The 15,796-nt window shown below is 62.6% G+C and carries 15 protein-coding genes and 5 pseudogenes; 17 read left to right on the top strand and 3 right to left on the bottom strand.

Going from position 1 to position 15,796, the window contains the following annotated elements; genetic code table 11:
- The first annotated feature begins 65 nt into the window (after positions 1-65).
- From IPJ12_00860 to IPJ12_00835, 6 genes are all read left to right on the top strand, one after another.
- Positions 66-488 (top strand): hypothetical protein, encoded by a 423-nt coding sequence (locus tag IPJ12_00860; protein ID MBK7645755.1) that lies wholly within the window; start codon positions 66-68, stop codon positions 486-488.
- Entirely contained in the window at positions 485-1,054 is a 570-nt protein-coding gene (locus IPJ12_00855; GenBank protein ID MBK7645754.1) for a hypothetical protein, read from the top strand. The genes IPJ12_00860 and IPJ12_00855 overlap by 4 nt, the downstream gene beginning before the upstream one ends.
- 335 nt (positions 1,055-1,389) lie before the next feature.
- Positions 1,390-2,829, top strand: coding sequence for a hypothetical protein (locus tag IPJ12_00850; GenBank protein MBK7645753.1), 1,440 nt, complete (start codon positions 1,390-1,392; stop codon positions 2,827-2,829).
- A complete protein-coding gene (locus IPJ12_00845) occupies positions 2,819-3,739 on the top strand; it encodes a hypothetical protein (protein MBK7645752.1) in 921 nt (306 codons plus the stop codon). Before IPJ12_00850 ends, IPJ12_00845 begins: the two co-directional genes overlap by 11 nt.
- Positions 3,736-4,287, top strand: coding sequence for a hypothetical protein (locus IPJ12_00840; protein ID MBK7645751.1), 552 nt, complete (start codon positions 3,736-3,738; stop codon positions 4,285-4,287). The genes IPJ12_00845 and IPJ12_00840 overlap by 4 nt, the downstream gene beginning before the upstream one ends.
- Before the next feature lie 221 nt (positions 4,288-4,508).
- Positions 4,509-4,925: a hypothetical protein gene (locus tag IPJ12_00835; GenBank protein ID MBK7645750.1), complete on the top strand. Its 417-nt coding sequence runs from the start codon at positions 4,509-4,511 to the stop codon at positions 4,923-4,925.
- Positions 4,926-4,993: 68 nt separating this feature from the next.
- On the opposite strand, the gene IPJ12_00830 is transcribed toward IPJ12_00835, so the two are convergent.
- Positions 4,994-6,193, bottom strand: a complete 1,200-nt coding sequence (locus IPJ12_00830; GenBank protein MBK7645749.1) for an integrase domain-containing protein — start codon at positions 6,191-6,193, stop codon at positions 4,994-4,996.
- 1,200 nt (positions 6,194-7,393) lie between these two features.
- Here IPJ12_00830 and IPJ12_00825 point away from each other — a divergent pair.
- The 6 genes and pseudogenes from IPJ12_00825 (at position 7,394) to IPJ12_00800 (ending at position 10,535) form a co-directional block, all read left to right on the top strand.
- Positions 7,394-7,990 (top strand): annotated as a pseudogene (locus tag IPJ12_00825) (PRTRC system protein D).
- 59 nt (positions 7,991-8,049) lie between these two features.
- Positions 8,050-8,238, top strand: coding sequence for a hypothetical protein (locus tag IPJ12_00820; protein ID MBK7645748.1), 189 nt, complete (start codon positions 8,050-8,052; stop codon positions 8,236-8,238).
- Positions 8,228-8,972 (top strand): annotated as a pseudogene (locus IPJ12_00815) (ATP-binding protein). Before IPJ12_00820 ends, IPJ12_00815 begins: the two are co-directional and overlap by 11 nt.
- A 52-nt stretch (positions 8,973-9,024) precedes the next feature.
- Positions 9,025-9,237, top strand: a pseudogene (locus IPJ12_00810) (PRTRC system protein D).
- Complete coding sequence (locus tag IPJ12_00805) at positions 9,234-9,512, top strand: hypothetical protein (protein MBK7645747.1); 279 nt, start codon at positions 9,234-9,236, stop codon at positions 9,510-9,512. Before IPJ12_00810 ends, IPJ12_00805 begins: the two are co-directional and overlap by 4 nt.
- A 594-nt stretch (positions 9,513-10,106) precedes the next feature.
- Complete coding sequence (locus IPJ12_00800; protein ID MBK7645746.1) at positions 10,107-10,535, top strand: PD-(D/E)XK nuclease family protein; 429 nt, start codon at positions 10,107-10,109, stop codon at positions 10,533-10,535.
- A 27-nt stretch (positions 10,536-10,562) separates the two neighbouring features.
- On the opposite strand, the gene IPJ12_00795 is transcribed toward IPJ12_00800, so the two are convergent.
- On the bottom strand, positions 10,563-10,757 hold the full coding sequence (locus IPJ12_00795) for a hypothetical protein (GenBank protein MBK7645745.1): 195 nt from the start codon (positions 10,755-10,757) through the stop codon (positions 10,563-10,565).
- A 170-nt stretch (positions 10,758-10,927) separates the two neighbouring features.
- Between IPJ12_00795 and IPJ12_00790 the strand changes: the two are divergent.
- Both IPJ12_00790 and IPJ12_00785 read left to right on the top strand, forming a co-directional pair.
- Positions 10,928-12,002, top strand: a pseudogene (locus tag IPJ12_00790) (hypothetical protein).
- Between the two features lie 21 nt (positions 12,003-12,023).
- The gene (locus tag IPJ12_00785; protein ID MBK7645744.1) at positions 12,024-12,896 is read left to right on the top strand and encodes an antitoxin; all 873 of its coding nucleotides are present in this window, start codon (positions 12,024-12,026) and stop codon (positions 12,894-12,896) included.
- Positions 12,897-13,084: 188 nt separating this feature from the next.
- Here IPJ12_00785 and IPJ12_00780 read toward each other — a convergent pair.
- Positions 13,085-13,273, bottom strand: a pseudogene (locus IPJ12_00780) (ATP-binding protein).
- A 329-nt stretch (positions 13,274-13,602) separates the two neighbouring features.
- Here IPJ12_00780 and IPJ12_00775 point away from each other — a divergent pair.
- The 3 genes from IPJ12_00775 to nagZ are packed head-to-tail and all read left to right on the top strand — an operon-like array spanning position 13,603 to position 15,760.
- Entirely contained in the window at positions 13,603-14,370 is a 768-nt protein-coding gene (locus IPJ12_00775) for a pyridoxine 5'-phosphate synthase (protein MBK7645743.1), read from the top strand.
- Positions 14,367-14,744, top strand: a complete 378-nt coding sequence (locus tag IPJ12_00770) for a holo-ACP synthase (GenBank protein MBK7645742.1) — start codon at positions 14,367-14,369, stop codon at positions 14,742-14,744. The genes IPJ12_00775 and IPJ12_00770 overlap by 4 nt, the downstream gene beginning before the upstream one ends.
- Positions 14,741-15,760 (top strand): beta-N-acetylhexosaminidase, encoded by a 1,020-nt coding sequence (gene nagZ, locus IPJ12_00765; GenBank protein ID MBK7645741.1) that lies wholly within the window; start codon positions 14,741-14,743, stop codon positions 15,758-15,760. The genes IPJ12_00770 and nagZ overlap by 4 nt, the downstream gene beginning before the upstream one ends.
- Positions 15,761-15,796 lie beyond the last annotated feature (36 nt).

The following is a 15,796-nucleotide window of genomic DNA, read 5'->3' as shown; positions in this document are numbered from 1 at the left end:
GCTTGCGCATTGTTCGGCATGGCTGGCCTCCGAAGGATAGGAAATCCAATGGGCTTTCGGGGAGTATGGCTGACGCCGGGTGCAGCCGTCAATCGCCGATTTTGGGCCGGCATTTGTCGCGATTGACCGAAAGGCGCCCCAAATGGCACCGCAAGCACTACCTGATGCATGGAGAGTGGCCGCAAGTGGAAATCTTCCGGTATGTCACGGAAGGCAGTTTTGACAGTTACATGTGGCAAACGCTGGAGACCAAGGCACGCTTCATCGCTCAGGTGATGAAGGGCGACCAGGGCATCCGGTCGCTGGAGGATGTGGAACTGGCGGCGCTGTCCTATGCCGAGGTGAAGGCCTTGGCGTCGGGCAATCCGCTGGTGATCGAGAAAGCCGGCGTGGACGCGGAGGTGGCCAAGCTCTCGACGCTGTTCTCGGTGTGGCGCAACCAGCGCTATGCCAACGAAAGCGAAATGGGACGGCTGCCGATGATGTGATCGAAGCGCTGGAGAAGAAAGTGGCGCTGTACGCACAGGATGCGGCCCGGATCGAGCCACAGACTATGCAGGGCATCGCCGTGGAACTGGCGGGGCGCCGGATCGTCGGCCCCGATGCGGTCGGCGAAGCGCTACGCGGGTTGGTGAGGACGGCCAGGGAAGAGGTGCGCACGGCCAGCCGGATGATCGAACGGATCGTCGGCCGGTTTGGCGGCTTCGACCTCGGCATCCTCGCGGCCCGCGGCGACGAGACGCCGAACCTGTACCTGGCGGGACACTGCCTGTACAACGCCGAGCCCTATCAAACAGGACCGGCCCTGGTGGCCGCCGTGCTGGCAGCGCTGGAATCCGTGGCCAAGCATCACGCCGATTGCGTGGCGCAGTTGGCGACCCGCCGCAAGCGTCTGGAAGACCTCCGGCTGGAACTGGCCCGCCCCTTCGAGCATGAAGGCCGGCTGACCGACCTGCTGGTCCGGCAACGCGAACTGCTCAAGCAACTCGACCTGGACAAGGACGAAGCGGGTAGCGCGAAGGTCGATGCCGAAGAGGTGCGGCAAGCCGCTTGAGTTGATTTCACCCCCATGGCCGAAAGGCTGTGGGGCATTTTCTTGGTATCCGATTTGCGTAATTTGCATGTGATTGTGTGGCGCAACAGTGATGCTTGTCCTTGGGCCAGAATTTGTCCTAGTGCCTCATGACGGCCAGGAACGGGCGGTCGCGAATGCCTGCTATGGGCAGCCGGATCAGAATGGCTCCAAGGAGTCCTGGGTCGAGGTCGAACGCCAGCCCGGCGCCGGCGCTTCGACGAGTGCGCGGAATTCTCGCTCGGAGAATGGCATGAGTCGGCGGTGACACCACAGCCAGAAATTGATTTATGCTCCTGTTTGGGAGGTGAACCGTTATGGGCTTGTCCAGCAACGCCAGCTTGGCACTGTCATCACAACTCAGCGTGTTGGCGATGCGGCTCGAAGCCCGATGCCGCGTGCCACAGGGATGGCCCCCCGACACTAAGGACAGCGAACTGTTCGCGAACTATGTGTCCCTCTACGCGCTATGTGCGGCCGGACGGCGCGCGACGCCGCAAATCAACGCGGCGGCACAGACGCTGCTGTCCATGCGCTTGCCCTCGGGCCTGTGGCGGGTCGCGCACGCCGACGTCGAACCGACCGCCCGTGCGACCGTCGCCTTGCAATGGGCCGAGACGCAACCGACCACCGACCTGAGCGCCACGATCCGTCACATCCAGGCTCATCAGCTGGCAGACGGCGGCTGGGCCCTGGAGGGCACCGATGTCGTCCTCAATCCGCACGGCGAGATCGGACCTTCGCTGCCCTGCACGCTGGCACTGCGGCAGGCGCAGGCGCGCAACGCGGACAAGACCATTGCCGACTCACTGGAGCGGGCACGATCCTTCTTCAAGGCCCAGCTGACCGTCCTCGCACCCGAGGTGGGAAAGGATGCGAAGGTCGAACTCGCCTATGCATGGGCCGTGCGCGGAATGGTGAACGCGTCGCACCAGGTGATGATCGACGATGCGGACGCACATCGCGCTCGCCTCGAGCACATCGTGCAGCGAATTCTCCAGCGCGGGGCGCCGCCGGACGACACCGGTTTCCAGCTGCTGTTCAACGCACTACATTCGGTGGCCCTGCTCGTCGACATGCACACCACGGCAAGCACGCTCGACATCGAGGAGGCAACCTCCTGCCTGCTCGCGTGGGCCTTATTACGCGACGCTGCCGGCCAGGCGCTGACGCGCTTGCTCGCAGGCGCATTGTTGACCGGCGCAATGGTGATGAGACGACGCCACCCCGGCGCCGCGCTGTCCGGACCTGCGGCCGTGCCCACCACGGCTGACGCCCCCGTGGCGGTCGAGGCGCCGACCGCATCTCCCACCGAAAGCTTCGTCGGTGCCACATGGAGCGTCTTCAGGCGTCGCCCTCCTGCCGCCCAAGTGGCCATCGTCTTGTCGGCGTTGACCGTGGCTGGCTCGGCCGCGTCGGCGGTGTTCGCGCTCGGGACCGCCGCCGCCCCGCGCATGGACGAGGCCAGCCGCGTTGTAGCCGCTCGCTTGGTTGGCAACCTCGAAGTGATCGTCGCGGACAGGTCGACGGGTCAGCCCTTCGCCGGGGCCCGGGTGGAGGTGCGGCCCGTAGCGCCAGCACGCATCTTGGCCGCGGCGGACGCCGCCGGGAAGGCACGCCTGAGCTGGAACCTGGTAGACCCGCCGACTACCGCGGTCCGCATGGAAGTCGTGGCGCAATCCCGCGCAGGCGGCCCCATCGGCTCCAAGCTCCTGCCGGACAAACCGGCCAGCGTGGAAGTCGTCTATGTCCCTTAAGGGTCTCGCCCACCTGAGCTATGTGCGCGAACGGGTCCACGGCCATGTCTTCATCGTTCGCTGCCAGAGCGCGGACGGGACGGAGGTGGCCGGACGCCTGAGCTACGTTCCCGACTCAGGTGGAACCTTGCGCATCGATGGGCAGGCCTACAGGAAAGTAGATATAGGCGAGCAGTCGGTGAACGCCTACCCGCTGATCTCGCGCTTTGCGCGCGACGCGGTTCACCTGGTTGCGGTGGATGCGATCGATCGTGTGTGGGATCCGTTTGCCGTCCGCTGCGACAAGGCACTGGACGATGGGGGGAACGTCGCCCTATTCTTCGATGAACTGAGCTCGGCGGTAGCTCTGTCGGGCGCAGGCCGGACGGGACTGATCGGGTCGCGCCTGGTTGCCTCCGCGGGGGTCGAAGCGCAGTCCGACTTCGACATCGCGGTGCAAGGTGCCGGCGGGTGGGCGTCGGCCGCCCGCGTGGTCGACGACTGGATTCGGCGCGGCGCCGCTCGGGTGCTTCCCGACCAGGCGTTTCCGGAGTTCGACGCGCGCCGCGCCGAACTCGGACTGGACGCAGATATGCTTAGGTCCATCCGCCGTGACCAATGGTGGCGCAAGCTCGGTATCGGCACCCGCCTGGTGTCGGTGTCCTCTACAACCGGCCTCGGGTCGCTACCGGCCGAGATTTCTGAGACACCCGCCGAAGTGTTGGTCGACCTGTCGCCCGGCTACGTCGCCGGCGTGGCGCCATACGTCTGCATGGCCGCTGTGCCCGGCTCGGCGCTCGCCGGTGCGCTTCACCTGTCGTGGTTCCTACGACAAGGGTGCAGGGGCAGGGTCAAGGGTCGCTTGGTCGAGGCGGGTGGGCGCCAGTGGGTGTGGATGTCCAAGCCTGAGGAACTGGTGCTAACCGCATGAGCGACACCGCTGCCTTCGTCTATCTCGCCGGGGCCATCGATCTCGCCCCGGATCTGGGCGGCGGCTGGCGCGGGCAGATTACCGACTTCCTGCAGGCGCGCGGCTGCGAGGTTGCCGATCCTGCGCAGATGCAGGCATCGGTGCTCGGGCTCGAGGTCAAGGCGCTGATCGCGCTTCGGGGCACGGATGAAGAACGCTTCAAGCAGCAGACACGCCGCGTCATCGAGCACGACCTCGGCTTCGTCGCCGAGCGGGCCACCTGCATCGTTGCGATGGTCGACGAGCACGCCCGCATGGGCACCTATGCGGAGCTCGCGATAGCGTTTCTCAACGGCGTGCCGATCTTCATCATCTGCCCTGACCGGGCACGCCTGTCGGGTTGGGCTCTCAGTTGCGCCGACGCGGTGTTCGAGCGCCTGCAGGACCTGCTCGAATGGCTGTCAAACGACTCAGCTCCGGACGCTCCGTTGCCGGAGAGGTTAATGCGGCGACGCGCGGAAGGCCGCAGCCGCCGCCGTCCGTGCGTCCCGAAGGTTCATGGGAACTAGCGAGCCCGATACCAGAAAGTAGCCGAAGGCTTACAGACGCGGTTGCCAGGTGGGCTGGACGGACCGTGCGCCACTTGCCGTGTCGAACCCGGACGGCGGATGCCTGCGGACTCGTCATCGACGACTGAACGACCGCAACTCGGCTACTCAGTCAAGACAATGGTTGACTGAAGTGGGTCGGCTCCACGTCCCGCATCGACCGCAGTTCGTGGGAGCGCGAGATGCTGCTGCCCGGCGGTGGATCGGGCTACGTCGTGGCCGCGCCGACCGTCTCTAACTGCGCGCTGAATTTCGTCGTGCCGGCCTACTTCTGCAAGGTCGGCTCGATGCAGGCGACGGTGCGACTGTGGCCTCTGCTCGACGGGCCAATGTCGGGCGTGCGGGCGACAGAATCGGCGCAGCTGTGGTTCCTGAGCGTCCCGGCGCCGAAGGTCTGTCTCGTGCGCGTAAACTGGACCGACAGCGCCGGCAACATCAGCCGGCCGACCGATGCGGCGATGCTGGCCACGCTCGGTCTCGGCAGCCGGATGCTGCCGTTGCCCGCCTGCCTGCGCATCAACACCGCCCAGACCAGGCAGACCGAAGCGGCAGCGGACGACACGCGTAGGGTGCCCGGCGAGCCAGCCCTGACTGCGTGAGGCACGCCGCAAGACGATGCCGGGCGGCGCAATCATTCCCGCCCGGCACCGCCTTGTCCGGACGCCGCTCACACCGGCACGGCCGCCCCGTCGTCATCGTCGCCATTCGGCTCGGGCGAGCCAACCGGCCGGCCACCTGGCTTGATGATCGTGCCGATGTAGGCACCTGCGGCCCTTGCGCGTGCATGTCCCGCCAGTTGCGACACTGCCAGCCGCGCCGCCCGATCCAGTTCCGCTGATACCGGTCCGCCACCCCGGACCGGGGAGGGCACGCCAGCGACATCTTCATAGGCATCGTTAAGAACCTCGTGGCGCAGGCCATGACCTGTCGCGCCCCGCTTGCGCAGAGTGATGCCGAATTTCTCCAGGACGTAGTCCAGCCGCCGCAGGTTACGCCTCAAGTCCCGACGCGGATCGCCCATGTGGGCGTCGCGTCCGTCGACCACGCCTTGGGCAAACTCCAGCGCGGCCAGTTGCAGCGGATCGTCCAGAGGAATCCAGCGCACCCGGCCGCCCTTGCCCTTGATCCATGCATACCGATCCGCCTGCTGCTGGTTCTCTGGCAGCCCGGTCTCGCAGAACGGCATGACGTGCAGGAACGGCCGGAACTGCACCGACTCCTTGCGCCGCAGCCCCAGGGCCGACATCAGCCGCAGCGACGCGCCGACACGGAGGTCGAACTTGCACACGTCGGCGATCACCGCCTCGGCATCGATCCCCTGGGCGGTCCAGCTCTTGTCCCGCTGGGCGGTCTCGTGGCGCTGGTACTCCTCCAGGCTCAAACCGTAGTGACCCGGCTTGCGCACGAAGCCGTGCTTGCCCATCCACATCGCCAGCCCCCGCAGGAAGCTCAAGTAGGTCTGGATCGTCGCCGGCGCCAGATGCGCCTGCTGCCAGACCTGCATCATGGCGTGGATGTGCTTCTGCCCGAGGTTGCGCGGGTCCGGCACGGTCTTGAAGCCCGCCTTCTGCTTCAGGTCGCGGAAGAAACGCCGCAGAAACTGCGCGCGTTCCTGCCGCGTCTTATGCGAGACGGTTTTTTCCAGCGCCGTGTGCTGGGTGTTGAAGAGTTTGATCAGGACCTCCAGCACCTTGAGCGGCGGCGCCTTGCCCGGCTGGTAGCGGGCGAGGATTTCCCGGGGGGTCTTTCCCGCCCAATCCTGGGGGCGAGCGGGCTGCTGCTGGCTCGAACGACCGGGGCTGGCGGGTTCCTGCCGCCGGCGGCGAGATATGCGGCGAACAGTGTTGCTGGGGATTGCGTCTGACATGGCTATGGCTCCTTGGTCGAAGGCCCGCCGCCCGAACGGCAAGCCAATGTTGGCGATGAAAGTGGAATCCAGGGCAGTTCCCGGCGGGACGGATTCCGTCGCCCACGCCGGTCAGTGGTCAAGAACTTCGGTACCGCGCGCGACCACGACGTCGCGGCACCTACCCAGGGGGTTCGTCGGCCAGCGCGTCTGCGCTTGCCAACTCGGTCGGTCTTAAAAACGAAACGGGTTGATCCGGCCCATCCGTGCATTTCTGCAGCCATGGGGGTTGTGATGCCGGCCGGCCTCTGGGGCGTGGCTTGGGCATCGGCGGCGAGGTCTGGCCTCGCGCCATCTGGTGGATCGGTTCTGGAGTCGTAGCGCCATCCACTCGCATGGGTCCGCCCCTGACCGAAAGTCCAGGGTGGTGTCGAGCTTGTGAGCGAAGGCGCGCGGGGAGCCCAAGTGGGCAAACACAACCGCGCGCTGCGTGGAACGCGTGCTCAAAGGAGGGCGGGAACAGGGGCACGGCATCGGGTGCCGGCCGGGTGCTCTGTTGGCCGTGGCGCGCTTCAGGGAGCGCCCAGCGATAAACGCTGGCCAAGCCAGGGACATGCACTACGAGAAAGACCGCGGGACCGCCGCCTCAAGGGCGACGGCATTGCCGGTTCGAGACCGGCGCTTCAATGGCAGGTAACGACTGCGACGCCTTTTGCTCCGCGATGGAGCGTGGCCAGGATGGCCCTCGGGAAACCGTAGTTGACGCCAAGCGGGTAGGGCGGTCAAGCGGGCGGCTCGAAAGCGGGGCGATTTGCGGAGGATTGCGGGTGGCACTTGCGCGCCCGGGAGATTGCGGTAAGGCGCATTTATTGTCGCAAAGCGGCGGGCAACGAGGCGGCGGGCGGGCTTGACGGGTGAAATCTCTGCCTCTGGTCCATGGCGGGCCAACCCAGCGCATTTTTCGTGTGACCTGTGCACCGATGGCGCATCCAGCGAACGGGGTTGATGCCCGCCATTTGAATGAGAGCGTAGTGACACACACGCAGCCCCGCCGGGGGATGACGCTTTCAGATGTCAGCGAAATGTCCGTGCATCGCCGGTTCGCTGACAGCGGGCCGGGCCCGATGCCGAAATCGGCCTCTTTGAGTGGGGATTTCGTGTGGCGGGATCAGATCGCCCTGTCGATGCTGATCGACCTCAACCCTACCTCGGAGCCATGTTATGGAATTGATCGTCAGAGCGGTGGATGTCGGATCCGGCAACACCAAATTTGTCACGGCCGCGGCCGGTACCGACATCCGCTGCGCCAGTTTCCCGTCCGTTGCCTATCCGTCGAGCGACGACTCGCCGTCGTGGCCGGCCAGTGAACGCAAGAAGACCGTGTGCATCCCCATCGGCCCGCTGTTCTACGAGGTCGGGCCGGACGTGAGCCTCGCCGCCGATACCTTTCGCGCCAAACAACTGCACGATGAATACACCGAGACGCCCGAGTACATGGCGCTGCTCAGGGGAGCGCTCTCCATGATGAAGATGAGCCACATCGACCTCCTGGTGGTGGGGCTGCCGGTGGCGCTCTTCGCGGTCAAGAAGGTGGCGCTGGAGAAAGCCATGACCGGCCGGCACGACATCGGGGGCAGTAAGGTCGTGACGGTTGGCAAGGCCCTGGCCGTCGCTCAGCCGCAAGGGGCGCTTGCGCACTTTGCCTCCGAGCACCAGAAGATGGCGATCATCGGCAACGAGCAGAGCCTGATCATCGACCCGGGCTCGCGCACCTTCGACTGGCTGGTGGCCCGGGGCATGCGCCTTGTGCAGAAGCAGATCGGGCCTTTGTAGAACTGCTACTGGCTGCTCGCGAAGTCGGGCTGGAAGCCCTGCAAGTGGCGTGCGAATTGACACTGGATGGCGGCGTGATTACCGCGGCCGTCGTCATGAATGAACTGAGGCGGCTGACCGCGCCACCGCAGCCCAAGGCGATCAGTTTGCCGGAACAACTGCGTTTGCAGGTCGAACCGCAGGCTGATTGCAGTCGTTATGACCGTCTGCGCGGAGGCCAGTATGTCCATTGACCGACTGGCCCAACTGAAATCCCTGCACCTCTACGGCATGGCAGCCGCGTGGTCCGAGTTGCTGGCAGAAGGCACACGCCGGCCGATGCAGCCGGAAGCCTGGCTGGATCGCTTGATTGACGCTGAACAGGCGGATCGGCAAGTACGCAGCCTGCGCTACCAGATGAAAGCAGCACGCTTCCCGATTCATCGCGATCTCACGGGCATCGACTGGACAGAGACGCCACTGCCGCAGGCGCAGATTGAGCAACTGGCGACTGCCACCTTCATGGAGAGCGCCCACAACCTGATTCTGGTCGGTGGCACAGGGACGGGGAAGACCCACCTGGCAACTGCGCTCGGTGTTGCAGCCATCCATCAGCGAAAACGGGTGCGTTTCTTCAATGCGGTGGATCTGGTAAAACCAACTCGAGCGGGAAAAACTACTGGGAAAGAGCGGCACCTTGGCCAAACAGTTGGTGCTGTTTGATGCGGTCATTCTCGATGAGCTTGGCTATTTGCCGTTCCCGGTGTCGGGTGGGGCGCTGCTGTTTCATCTGATCAGCCAGCTCTATGAGAAGACCTCGCTGATCATCACAACCAACCTGTCATTCGGTGAATGGGTGACCGTGTTCGGCGATCCAAAAATGACCACGGCCTTGCTCGACCGCATCACGCATCACTGCGAAATCCTCGAAACCGGCAACGATTCCTACCGCTTCAAACAGCGGAAAAAATCAGTCAAATCAGACTGAGCAACTGGGAAAATTTGGACGCTGACAACTGGAAACTATTGGACGCTGATTGACACTGCAGAACATCATCCTGGTCGGCGGCGGGGCGTTCCTGTTCCGGAAGGCGGTGAAGGCGGCGTTCCCGAAGCACCGCATCCACGAGGTGAAGGAGCCGATGTTCGCCAATGTGCGGGGTTTTCAGCTGGCCGGGCAGAACTATGCGCGCAGTTCAATGGCAGCCACCGGGAAGGAGCGCGTCCAGGGCGTGTCGGGAGAGATTGAATGAGCACCAATACCGTGAAGGACGCCGCGCCCATTCGCCTGGTCTTCGTATTGGCGCGTGCCGACCATCCCCGTCTGTACGACGATCTGATCCAGTTTCAGAAAGGCGTTAAACGCATCAATCGCCTGCGGCTGCTAGCCTACGATGGGTTGCTGGCGCAGAGCGGTGTATTCGCCGGCATGGGACGTGGCTCGCCTCATCTGCCTTCCGCAAGTAGCGCGCAGGAGGGCAATGGCGACATCACCAACGACCTCTTCGCGCCAGCGATCGACGCGTGAGCCGGCCATGGGCAAGCGATCGCGCCGGCCGATGAGCGGCCGGATGGTCAGTGCTTCGGACCTGGCCCAGATGGGCCGGTGCGAGAGATTGGTGGTGTTCGAGCAACTCTATGGCAGTCGGCGCACCGCCCGGCAGCGGCAAGCCCGGGCGCGCGGGCTGGTCGAGCACGAGCAGTTCTATCGGGAAGGCATAGCGGCTTCCGCGCAGGCCGATCGGAACGGGCGCTGTTTCATCGCCACCTGCCTGTTCGGCGAGGCTTGGCAGACGGAGGTGCTGCGCCGGTTCAGGGACGAGGCGCTGCGACCAAGCGTTTGGGGACGACAGGTGATCCGCCTCTACTATCGCGGGGCGCCCGGAATCTGCGTTGTCCTGCGCCGATGGCCCGCCTTGCAGGTTCCGATGCGCGTGGTCTTTGGGGCGATAGCAACGGGACTTCGGTGGTGGTCAGGCTCGTGTGGAGGTGGCAAGTGTCGGCGTTAGCGTGGGGCGTCGGTAGCGCCACTGCCGTCGTGTGCTTCGCGCTAGTCATGGCGTGGAGGCGATCACTTGAGACCAATGCCGCACGAGCTGAGCGGGCCTCACGGCCGGCAGCGTTGCGGAATGCCGAATTGGTCTACATGGAAAGACTGTTCCGGATTTCCACGCCCGTCGGACTGGTGGCGAAACTTGACCGGGCATACCGGATGCCCTCCGGTCTGCTCGTGTTGGTGGAGTTCAAGACTCGCTGGAGCAACCAGCCCTTCCTGTCGGACGTGATTCAGTTGTCCGCGCAGAGGATGGCGATGATTGGGCAAACGGGGCATTCGGTGGCATCCCACGGGTACGTGATGGTGAAGGCGCCGACCAGGCGAGCCTTACCGATCGCGCATCGCGTCCAACTGATGACTGACGAGCAAGTGGTCACCTTGGTGAGGCGGCGGGAAGACATTCTCGCCGGCCAAGTTCTGCCGCGCTGGCCCTTGTCTCGGAAGACGTGCCTTACGTGCGCGTTCCGAGCGCAATGCGACTATCCCCATCTTTGAGGTAGCTCGGGGCATCGCCGAATCTAATCAGGCGTCCGCCAAATTGATATTGTGGGCCCATAGCAACGAAGCGACGACAGGTGTGTGCCGGTAGTGCTTCACCGGCTCGCCGAGGTGATCAGCGCACCGCGCGATAACTTGGCGCATGGCTTCCAGGATACGGTCGGCGGTGGCCAGCCGGTAGCGCGCAGGCCCGCAAGGGTCGGAGGCGTCAGAGATCATAGCCGGATGGCCGCGATTTGCACGAAGCGCGGGGCACTTGCCCGCGAGCCAGACGGCTGTACGCCGGGATGCCAGGGGATCGTGCGAAATTCGCTGATCAGCGAATATGGCAATTCCGTCGAATATTCGGTATAGTGCGGTTATTCGCTGTACAGGAAATAACTGCTGACATGACCGAGTCGCCCCCTGTCGAACGTGCTCTGATCGAACAGTTCCTGGAGTCACTCCGGGAGTTGCCGGACGTGCATGCCGAATTGGACGCGCTGGAATCCGGCGCGTCAGCCGATGATCGCGTTGACGCCCAAATCCACCTGAATGTCGCCGGCAAGTCGATCGTCTTACTGGTCGAGGCGAAGAAAACCGTCACCCCGGGACGTGCGCCAGGTGTTGTGGCAGTTCAAGTCGCTGCAGCACGGCCGATATGCCGACGCACAGAACTTCCTCATTGCCGAATCCCTCTCGCCTGGTGCGAAGGAACTGCTCAGGGCCGAGCGCATCGGCTACTACGACAACGGCGGAAGCCTATTTCTGCCGGCTTCCGGCGCCTACGTCATCGACAAGCCGCCTCCAAAGACCTTGGAAAAGTCGGTGCGGTCGTTGTTCTCGGGGCGGCGCGCGCAGGTGCTGCACGCGCTCTTGGTCAATCACGAGGAATGGTTTGGTGTCACCGAGGTGGCCGAGCAGGCGCAGGTGGCGCCGTCCACCGCCTCGGACGTATTGGGTGAGTTGGAGCGGTTCGACTGGCTGGTGTCCCGCGGGCAGGGGCCAAGCAAGGAACGCCATCTGCGCGAACCGGGCGCCTTACTCGACGCTTGGGCCAAGCAGCTTGCCACGCAGCGCGCCCCAACGCTGCGTCGCTATTTCGTTCCCGGCGCGAAGGCAGAAACCCTGATTGAGTGGCTCGGCCAAGTCTTGGATGCGCATCAGGTCGGCTACGCGGTGAGCTACGAAGCCGCCGCCCAGCGCTATGCCCCCTTCCTGTCCGGTATCTCACAGGTGCGGACTCGGCTGCTGGCCAGCGCCGGCGCTGACACAGCGATGGCCGAGTTGGATGCGCGCATTGTCAATGAAGGGGCGAACCTCGCGGTCATCGAGACGAAGTCGGCGGGAGAACTGTTGTTCCGCCAGCAAGTCGGCGGTGTTTGGCTGGCGAGTCCCATTCAGGTCTATCTCGACTTGTTGCGCGGCGAAGGCCGGGCCAAAGAGATGGCTCAGCATCTGCGTCGAGAAAGGATCCGTTTCTGATGGCCAAGCCCACGACACTCGATGGCTACAGCGACCAGTACACAGGATTGCGAACGTGTTCTCGTGACGCTGCTGCGCGGACTCGGCCCCTGGAAGGATTCGGTCTATTTGGTGGGAGGCCTCACCCCGAGGTACCTGGTCGCCGCCCGGCCGCCGGTGGTCCCCGCGCATGCGGGCACCATGGATGTGGATATCGTGATCGACCTCCAGATACTGGCCGACACCGAGGCATATCACTCGCTGGAGGACAACATCAAGAAGATGGGCTTCGATCGCGCCGAGAACGAGGCCGGAAAAAAGCTCTCCTGGCGTTGGCAAACTCGCACCGAACACGGCGCTCAGATGGTGCTGGAGTTGCTCGCGGACGCGCCGGACATCGCCGGCGGCAAGGTGCAGCCGCTGCCAACCGAAGGTACGATCTCGGCACTGAACATCCCGCATTCATCCATCGTCTTCGACCTTCACCAGGTCACCGAGATCCAGGCAGAACTGCTTGGCGGCAATGGCGTCGCGACCGAGAAGATCAAGCACGCCAACCTGGTCAGCTTCACGTGCTTGAAGTCGTTCGCATTTGATCAGCGTTTCGAGCGCAAGGATGCGCACGACCTCGTCTACTGCATCGAGCATGCGCACGAGGGAACGGACGCCGTCGCCGAAGCCTTCCGAACGGAACTGGGCGGCAAGCATGGTGCAGTGATCCAGGCCGCCCTAGCAATCCTGCGCAATCGCTTCACCCAGGACGACAAAACAGAAGGTTATCGCAAGGATGGCCCGGTCTCGGTGGCCAAGTTTGAGCTCGGCGAGAGCGATGAGCCTGAACTGCGTGAGGCTCGGGCCCTGAGGCAACGGCAGGCGAGCGACATCATCGATCGGCTCCTCGGTCTGATCGGTTGATGGGAGGGAACGGCATGAGTTTCCCGACGGACATCAAAGGATGCATGAAAGATTGCATCTTGTCCTTGTTCTGGCCGCGCAAGGACATCCTGGGGTTTTTTGAGAAGCACGGATGCACGAAGGCCGAAGTAGGGCGCCTGCAGATAGACGGTGAGAATCCACTTAAGCGTCACGAGATCGTCGACACGCTATTCGAAACGCTGGCCGCGCGTGCCGACGCGATCATCAAGCACCTCCAGCAAATCATTGCGCTCGGCCTGATTGAGCGGCGCCAATACCCAATCATCAAGGATCAGCAAATCCGTCTTGGCCAGCGAGGCGAGGCGCTTGCCGAAGCTCCCGTCGCCATGGGCGATCCGCAGTTCCTCGAAGAGACGCGGGGTGTGCACATAGACGGCTGACAGTCCCCTGCCACAGACTGTCTGCAGCTTGCCCCGGTAGGCTTTGCCGTGGTCTATCTCGCTCCACGACGGCAGGCGCCGACCTTGGTAACACATTAGGCGGACTGTGACGAGCATGGGGGCGAGCGAGTAACTGTAGGGAAACACGGTATTTAACCAGCCGTGCTTGGGCAGCATGGAACAGTTAAAATAATGGCTACCATGGCGGTATTGAGTAGCTAGTTGAGTAGCTTGCTAAGTAACAAAGACAATTATTCTAATGACCATGGGCGTTAGCGCCCGATAACTATAGAGTTGCAAGAATTATGATCGAATTGGGCGTCAATATCGACCACGTTGCGACCATACGGCAGGCGCGACGCACCTATGAGCCAGATCCTGTTTGGGGGGCTGTCGAAGCCCATTTGGGCGGGGCTGATGGAATTACAGTGCATCTGCGCGAAGATCGCCGGCATATTCAGGATGCTGATGTCCGGCGACTGCGCGAAACGACACAGATCAAGCTGAACCTCGAAATGGCAGCAACCGACGAAATGGTACGTATTGCCTGTGCATTGAAGCCGGAAATGGCCATGTTGGTGCCTGAAGGGCGCCATGAAGTGACTACCGAGGGCGGGTTGGATGTCGTCGCGCAGGAAGTTCGCCTGAAGGAGATCATTTCGCGCCTGGCCGATGCAGGCATTGTGAGCAGCGTTTTCATTGATGCTGATTTGGCACAGATCGAGGCCGCTGCTCGAATTGGTGCCAGCGTCTGTGAGATCCATACGGGTCCTTACGCGCACGCCTTTTACGATAAAGGTCGGGATGCCGAGGCGCCCGCAGTACTTATTGAACTCGACAAGATTCGTCGAGCTGGCCAATTGACCTGCCAACTTGGCATGCGCTTCAATGCCGGGCATGCGCTGAATTATCACAACGTTCAACCTATTGCTCATTTGCCAGGAATCCGCGAACTTCACATTGGTCACGCTATCGTCAGCCGATCCATTTTTGTAGGTCTGCGCGCTGCAGTGCGTGAAATGAAGGTATTGATACGAGAAGCCGCAAACTTGCCGGATGCGCGCCGCGAATGATTTACGGAATAGGCACTGATATCGTTGCCGTTTCCCGCCTGCGTGGCATGTGGGAGCGCCACGGCGAACGTGTGCTCGACAAGCTGCTTGCACCGCAGGAAATGGACGATTTTGCCAAGGCTGCCGACAAGGGGCGTTTTCTCGCCAAACGGTTTGCGGCCAAGGAGGCATTCAGCAAGGCGCTAGGGACAGGCGTTCGACCACCGGCCACGCTGACGGCCATTGCGGTCAGCCATGATGATCTGGGCAAGCCAATTTTGGACTTCTGCGGTCAACTGGAAAAAATGCTCAAAAACAAAAACCTTAAAGCCCACCTTTCGATTAGCGACGAAGCCGAATATGCCGTCGCCCACGTTATTCTGGAGCAAGCATGAAGCATCTTCCGCTCGGTCCGCTGATGATTGACATCGCTGGTACCGAATTGACTGACATTGATCGGGAGCGCCTTTGCCACGCCTTGGTCGGCGGGATCATTCTGTTTACCCGCAATTACTCGAGTCCGGCGCAGTTGACCGCATTGACTGCGGCAATTCACGCCTTGCGCTCGCCGCCGTTGCTCATTGCAGTCGATCACGAAGGGGGCAGGGTACAGCGCTTCCGTGATGGATTCACGCGTTTGCCGACGATGGCTGCGTTGGGAAAATTATGGGACGTCGATCAGCAAGCAGCGCTCAAGACTGCTCGCCAAGTTGGCTATGTGCTGGCATCAGAACTTCGTGCTCGCGGCGTTGATTATTCCTTTACGCCGGTGCTTGATCTTGATTATGGCCCGTCGCGAGTGATTGGAGATCGCGCTTTTCATCGGCAGCCAGAAGCCGTCATCGCCCTGGCAAAGGCGCTTGGCGAAGGGCTTCATCAGGCCGGCATGGGTAGCTGTGGCAAACATTATCCAGGGCACGGGTACGTTATCCCGGATTCGCATGTGGAACTTCCTGTCGATGATCGTCCTTTGGCAGACATGCAGGACGACATGGCACCCTACCGGCAACTGCCACTTGATGGGGTCATGGCGGCGCACGTCATATACGAATGTGTTGACTGCAATACTGCAGTATTTTCAAATAAATGGATAGGTTATCTAAGAAATGACATTAAGTTTAATGGTGTCGTTTTTACGGATGACTTGTCGATGGCGGGCGCGGGTGTTGTTGGCGGAATGCTCAACCGGGTGGAGACTGCATACAACGCCGGATGTGACATGTTGCTCGTATGCAATGCGCCAGATGTGGTCAGTGATGTGCTTGATCACTGGACGCCGGAAGTCGATCCGACTCGCGGTAAGCGTGTTGAAGCGTTGATCCCCAAACTGCCTGCAATGTCCTGGGACGGGCTTCAAACAGATGTGGCTTATCAGGACGCTCGCAACACCATTGCGGGGTTGATGGCCTGAAATGCATTCGGGCAGCCGAAGCTGCCCGAATAAATA

It is taken from the genome of Betaproteobacteria bacterium (assembly GCA_016709965.1).
In the GTDB taxonomy this organism is placed as follows: domain Bacteria; phylum Pseudomonadota; class Gammaproteobacteria; order Burkholderiales; family Rhodocyclaceae; genus Azonexus; species Azonexus amarohabitans.
This window is presented reverse-complemented; position numbering and strand designations above follow the sequence as displayed.

Excerpts from the sequence above, each read along its gene's own strand:
- IPJ12_00805 (MBK7645747.1), top strand. The coding sequence starts at position 9,234 with ATGAGCACCAATACCGTGAAGGACGCCGCGCCCATTCGCCTGGTCTTC.
- nagZ (MBK7645741.1), top strand. The coding sequence starts at position 14,741 with ATGAAGCATCTTCCGCTCGGTCCGCTGATGATTGACATCGCTGGTACC.
- IPJ12_00835 (MBK7645750.1), top strand. The coding sequence starts at position 4,509 with ATGCTGCTGCCCGGCGGTGGATCGGGCTACGTCGTGGCCGCGCCGACC.
- IPJ12_00770 (MBK7645742.1), top strand. The coding sequence starts at position 14,367 with ATGATTTACGGAATAGGCACTGATATCGTTGCCGTTTCCCGCCTGCGT.
- IPJ12_00830 (MBK7645749.1), bottom strand. The coding sequence starts at position 6,193 with ATGTCAGACGCAATCCCCAGCAACACTGTTCGCCGCATATCTCGCCGC.
- IPJ12_00775 (MBK7645743.1), top strand. The coding sequence starts at position 13,603 with ATGATCGAATTGGGCGTCAATATCGACCACGTTGCGACCATACGGCAG.
- IPJ12_00840 (MBK7645751.1), top strand. The coding sequence starts at position 3,736 with ATGAGCGACACCGCTGCCTTCGTCTATCTCGCCGGGGCCATCGATCTC.
- IPJ12_00845 (MBK7645752.1), top strand. The coding sequence starts at position 2,819 with ATGTCCCTTAAGGGTCTCGCCCACCTGAGCTATGTGCGCGAACGGGTC.
- IPJ12_00850 (MBK7645753.1), top strand. The coding sequence starts at position 1,390 with ATGGGCTTGTCCAGCAACGCCAGCTTGGCACTGTCATCACAACTCAGC.
- IPJ12_00785 (MBK7645744.1), top strand. The coding sequence starts at position 12,024 with ATGGCTACAGCGACCAGTACACAGGATTGCGAACGTGTTCTCGTGACG.
- IPJ12_00860 (MBK7645755.1), top strand. The coding sequence starts at position 66 with ATGGCTGACGCCGGGTGCAGCCGTCAATCGCCGATTTTGGGCCGGCAT.
- IPJ12_00795 (MBK7645745.1), bottom strand. The coding sequence starts at position 10,757 with ATGATCTCTGACGCCTCCGACCCTTGCGGGCCTGCGCGCTACCGGCTG.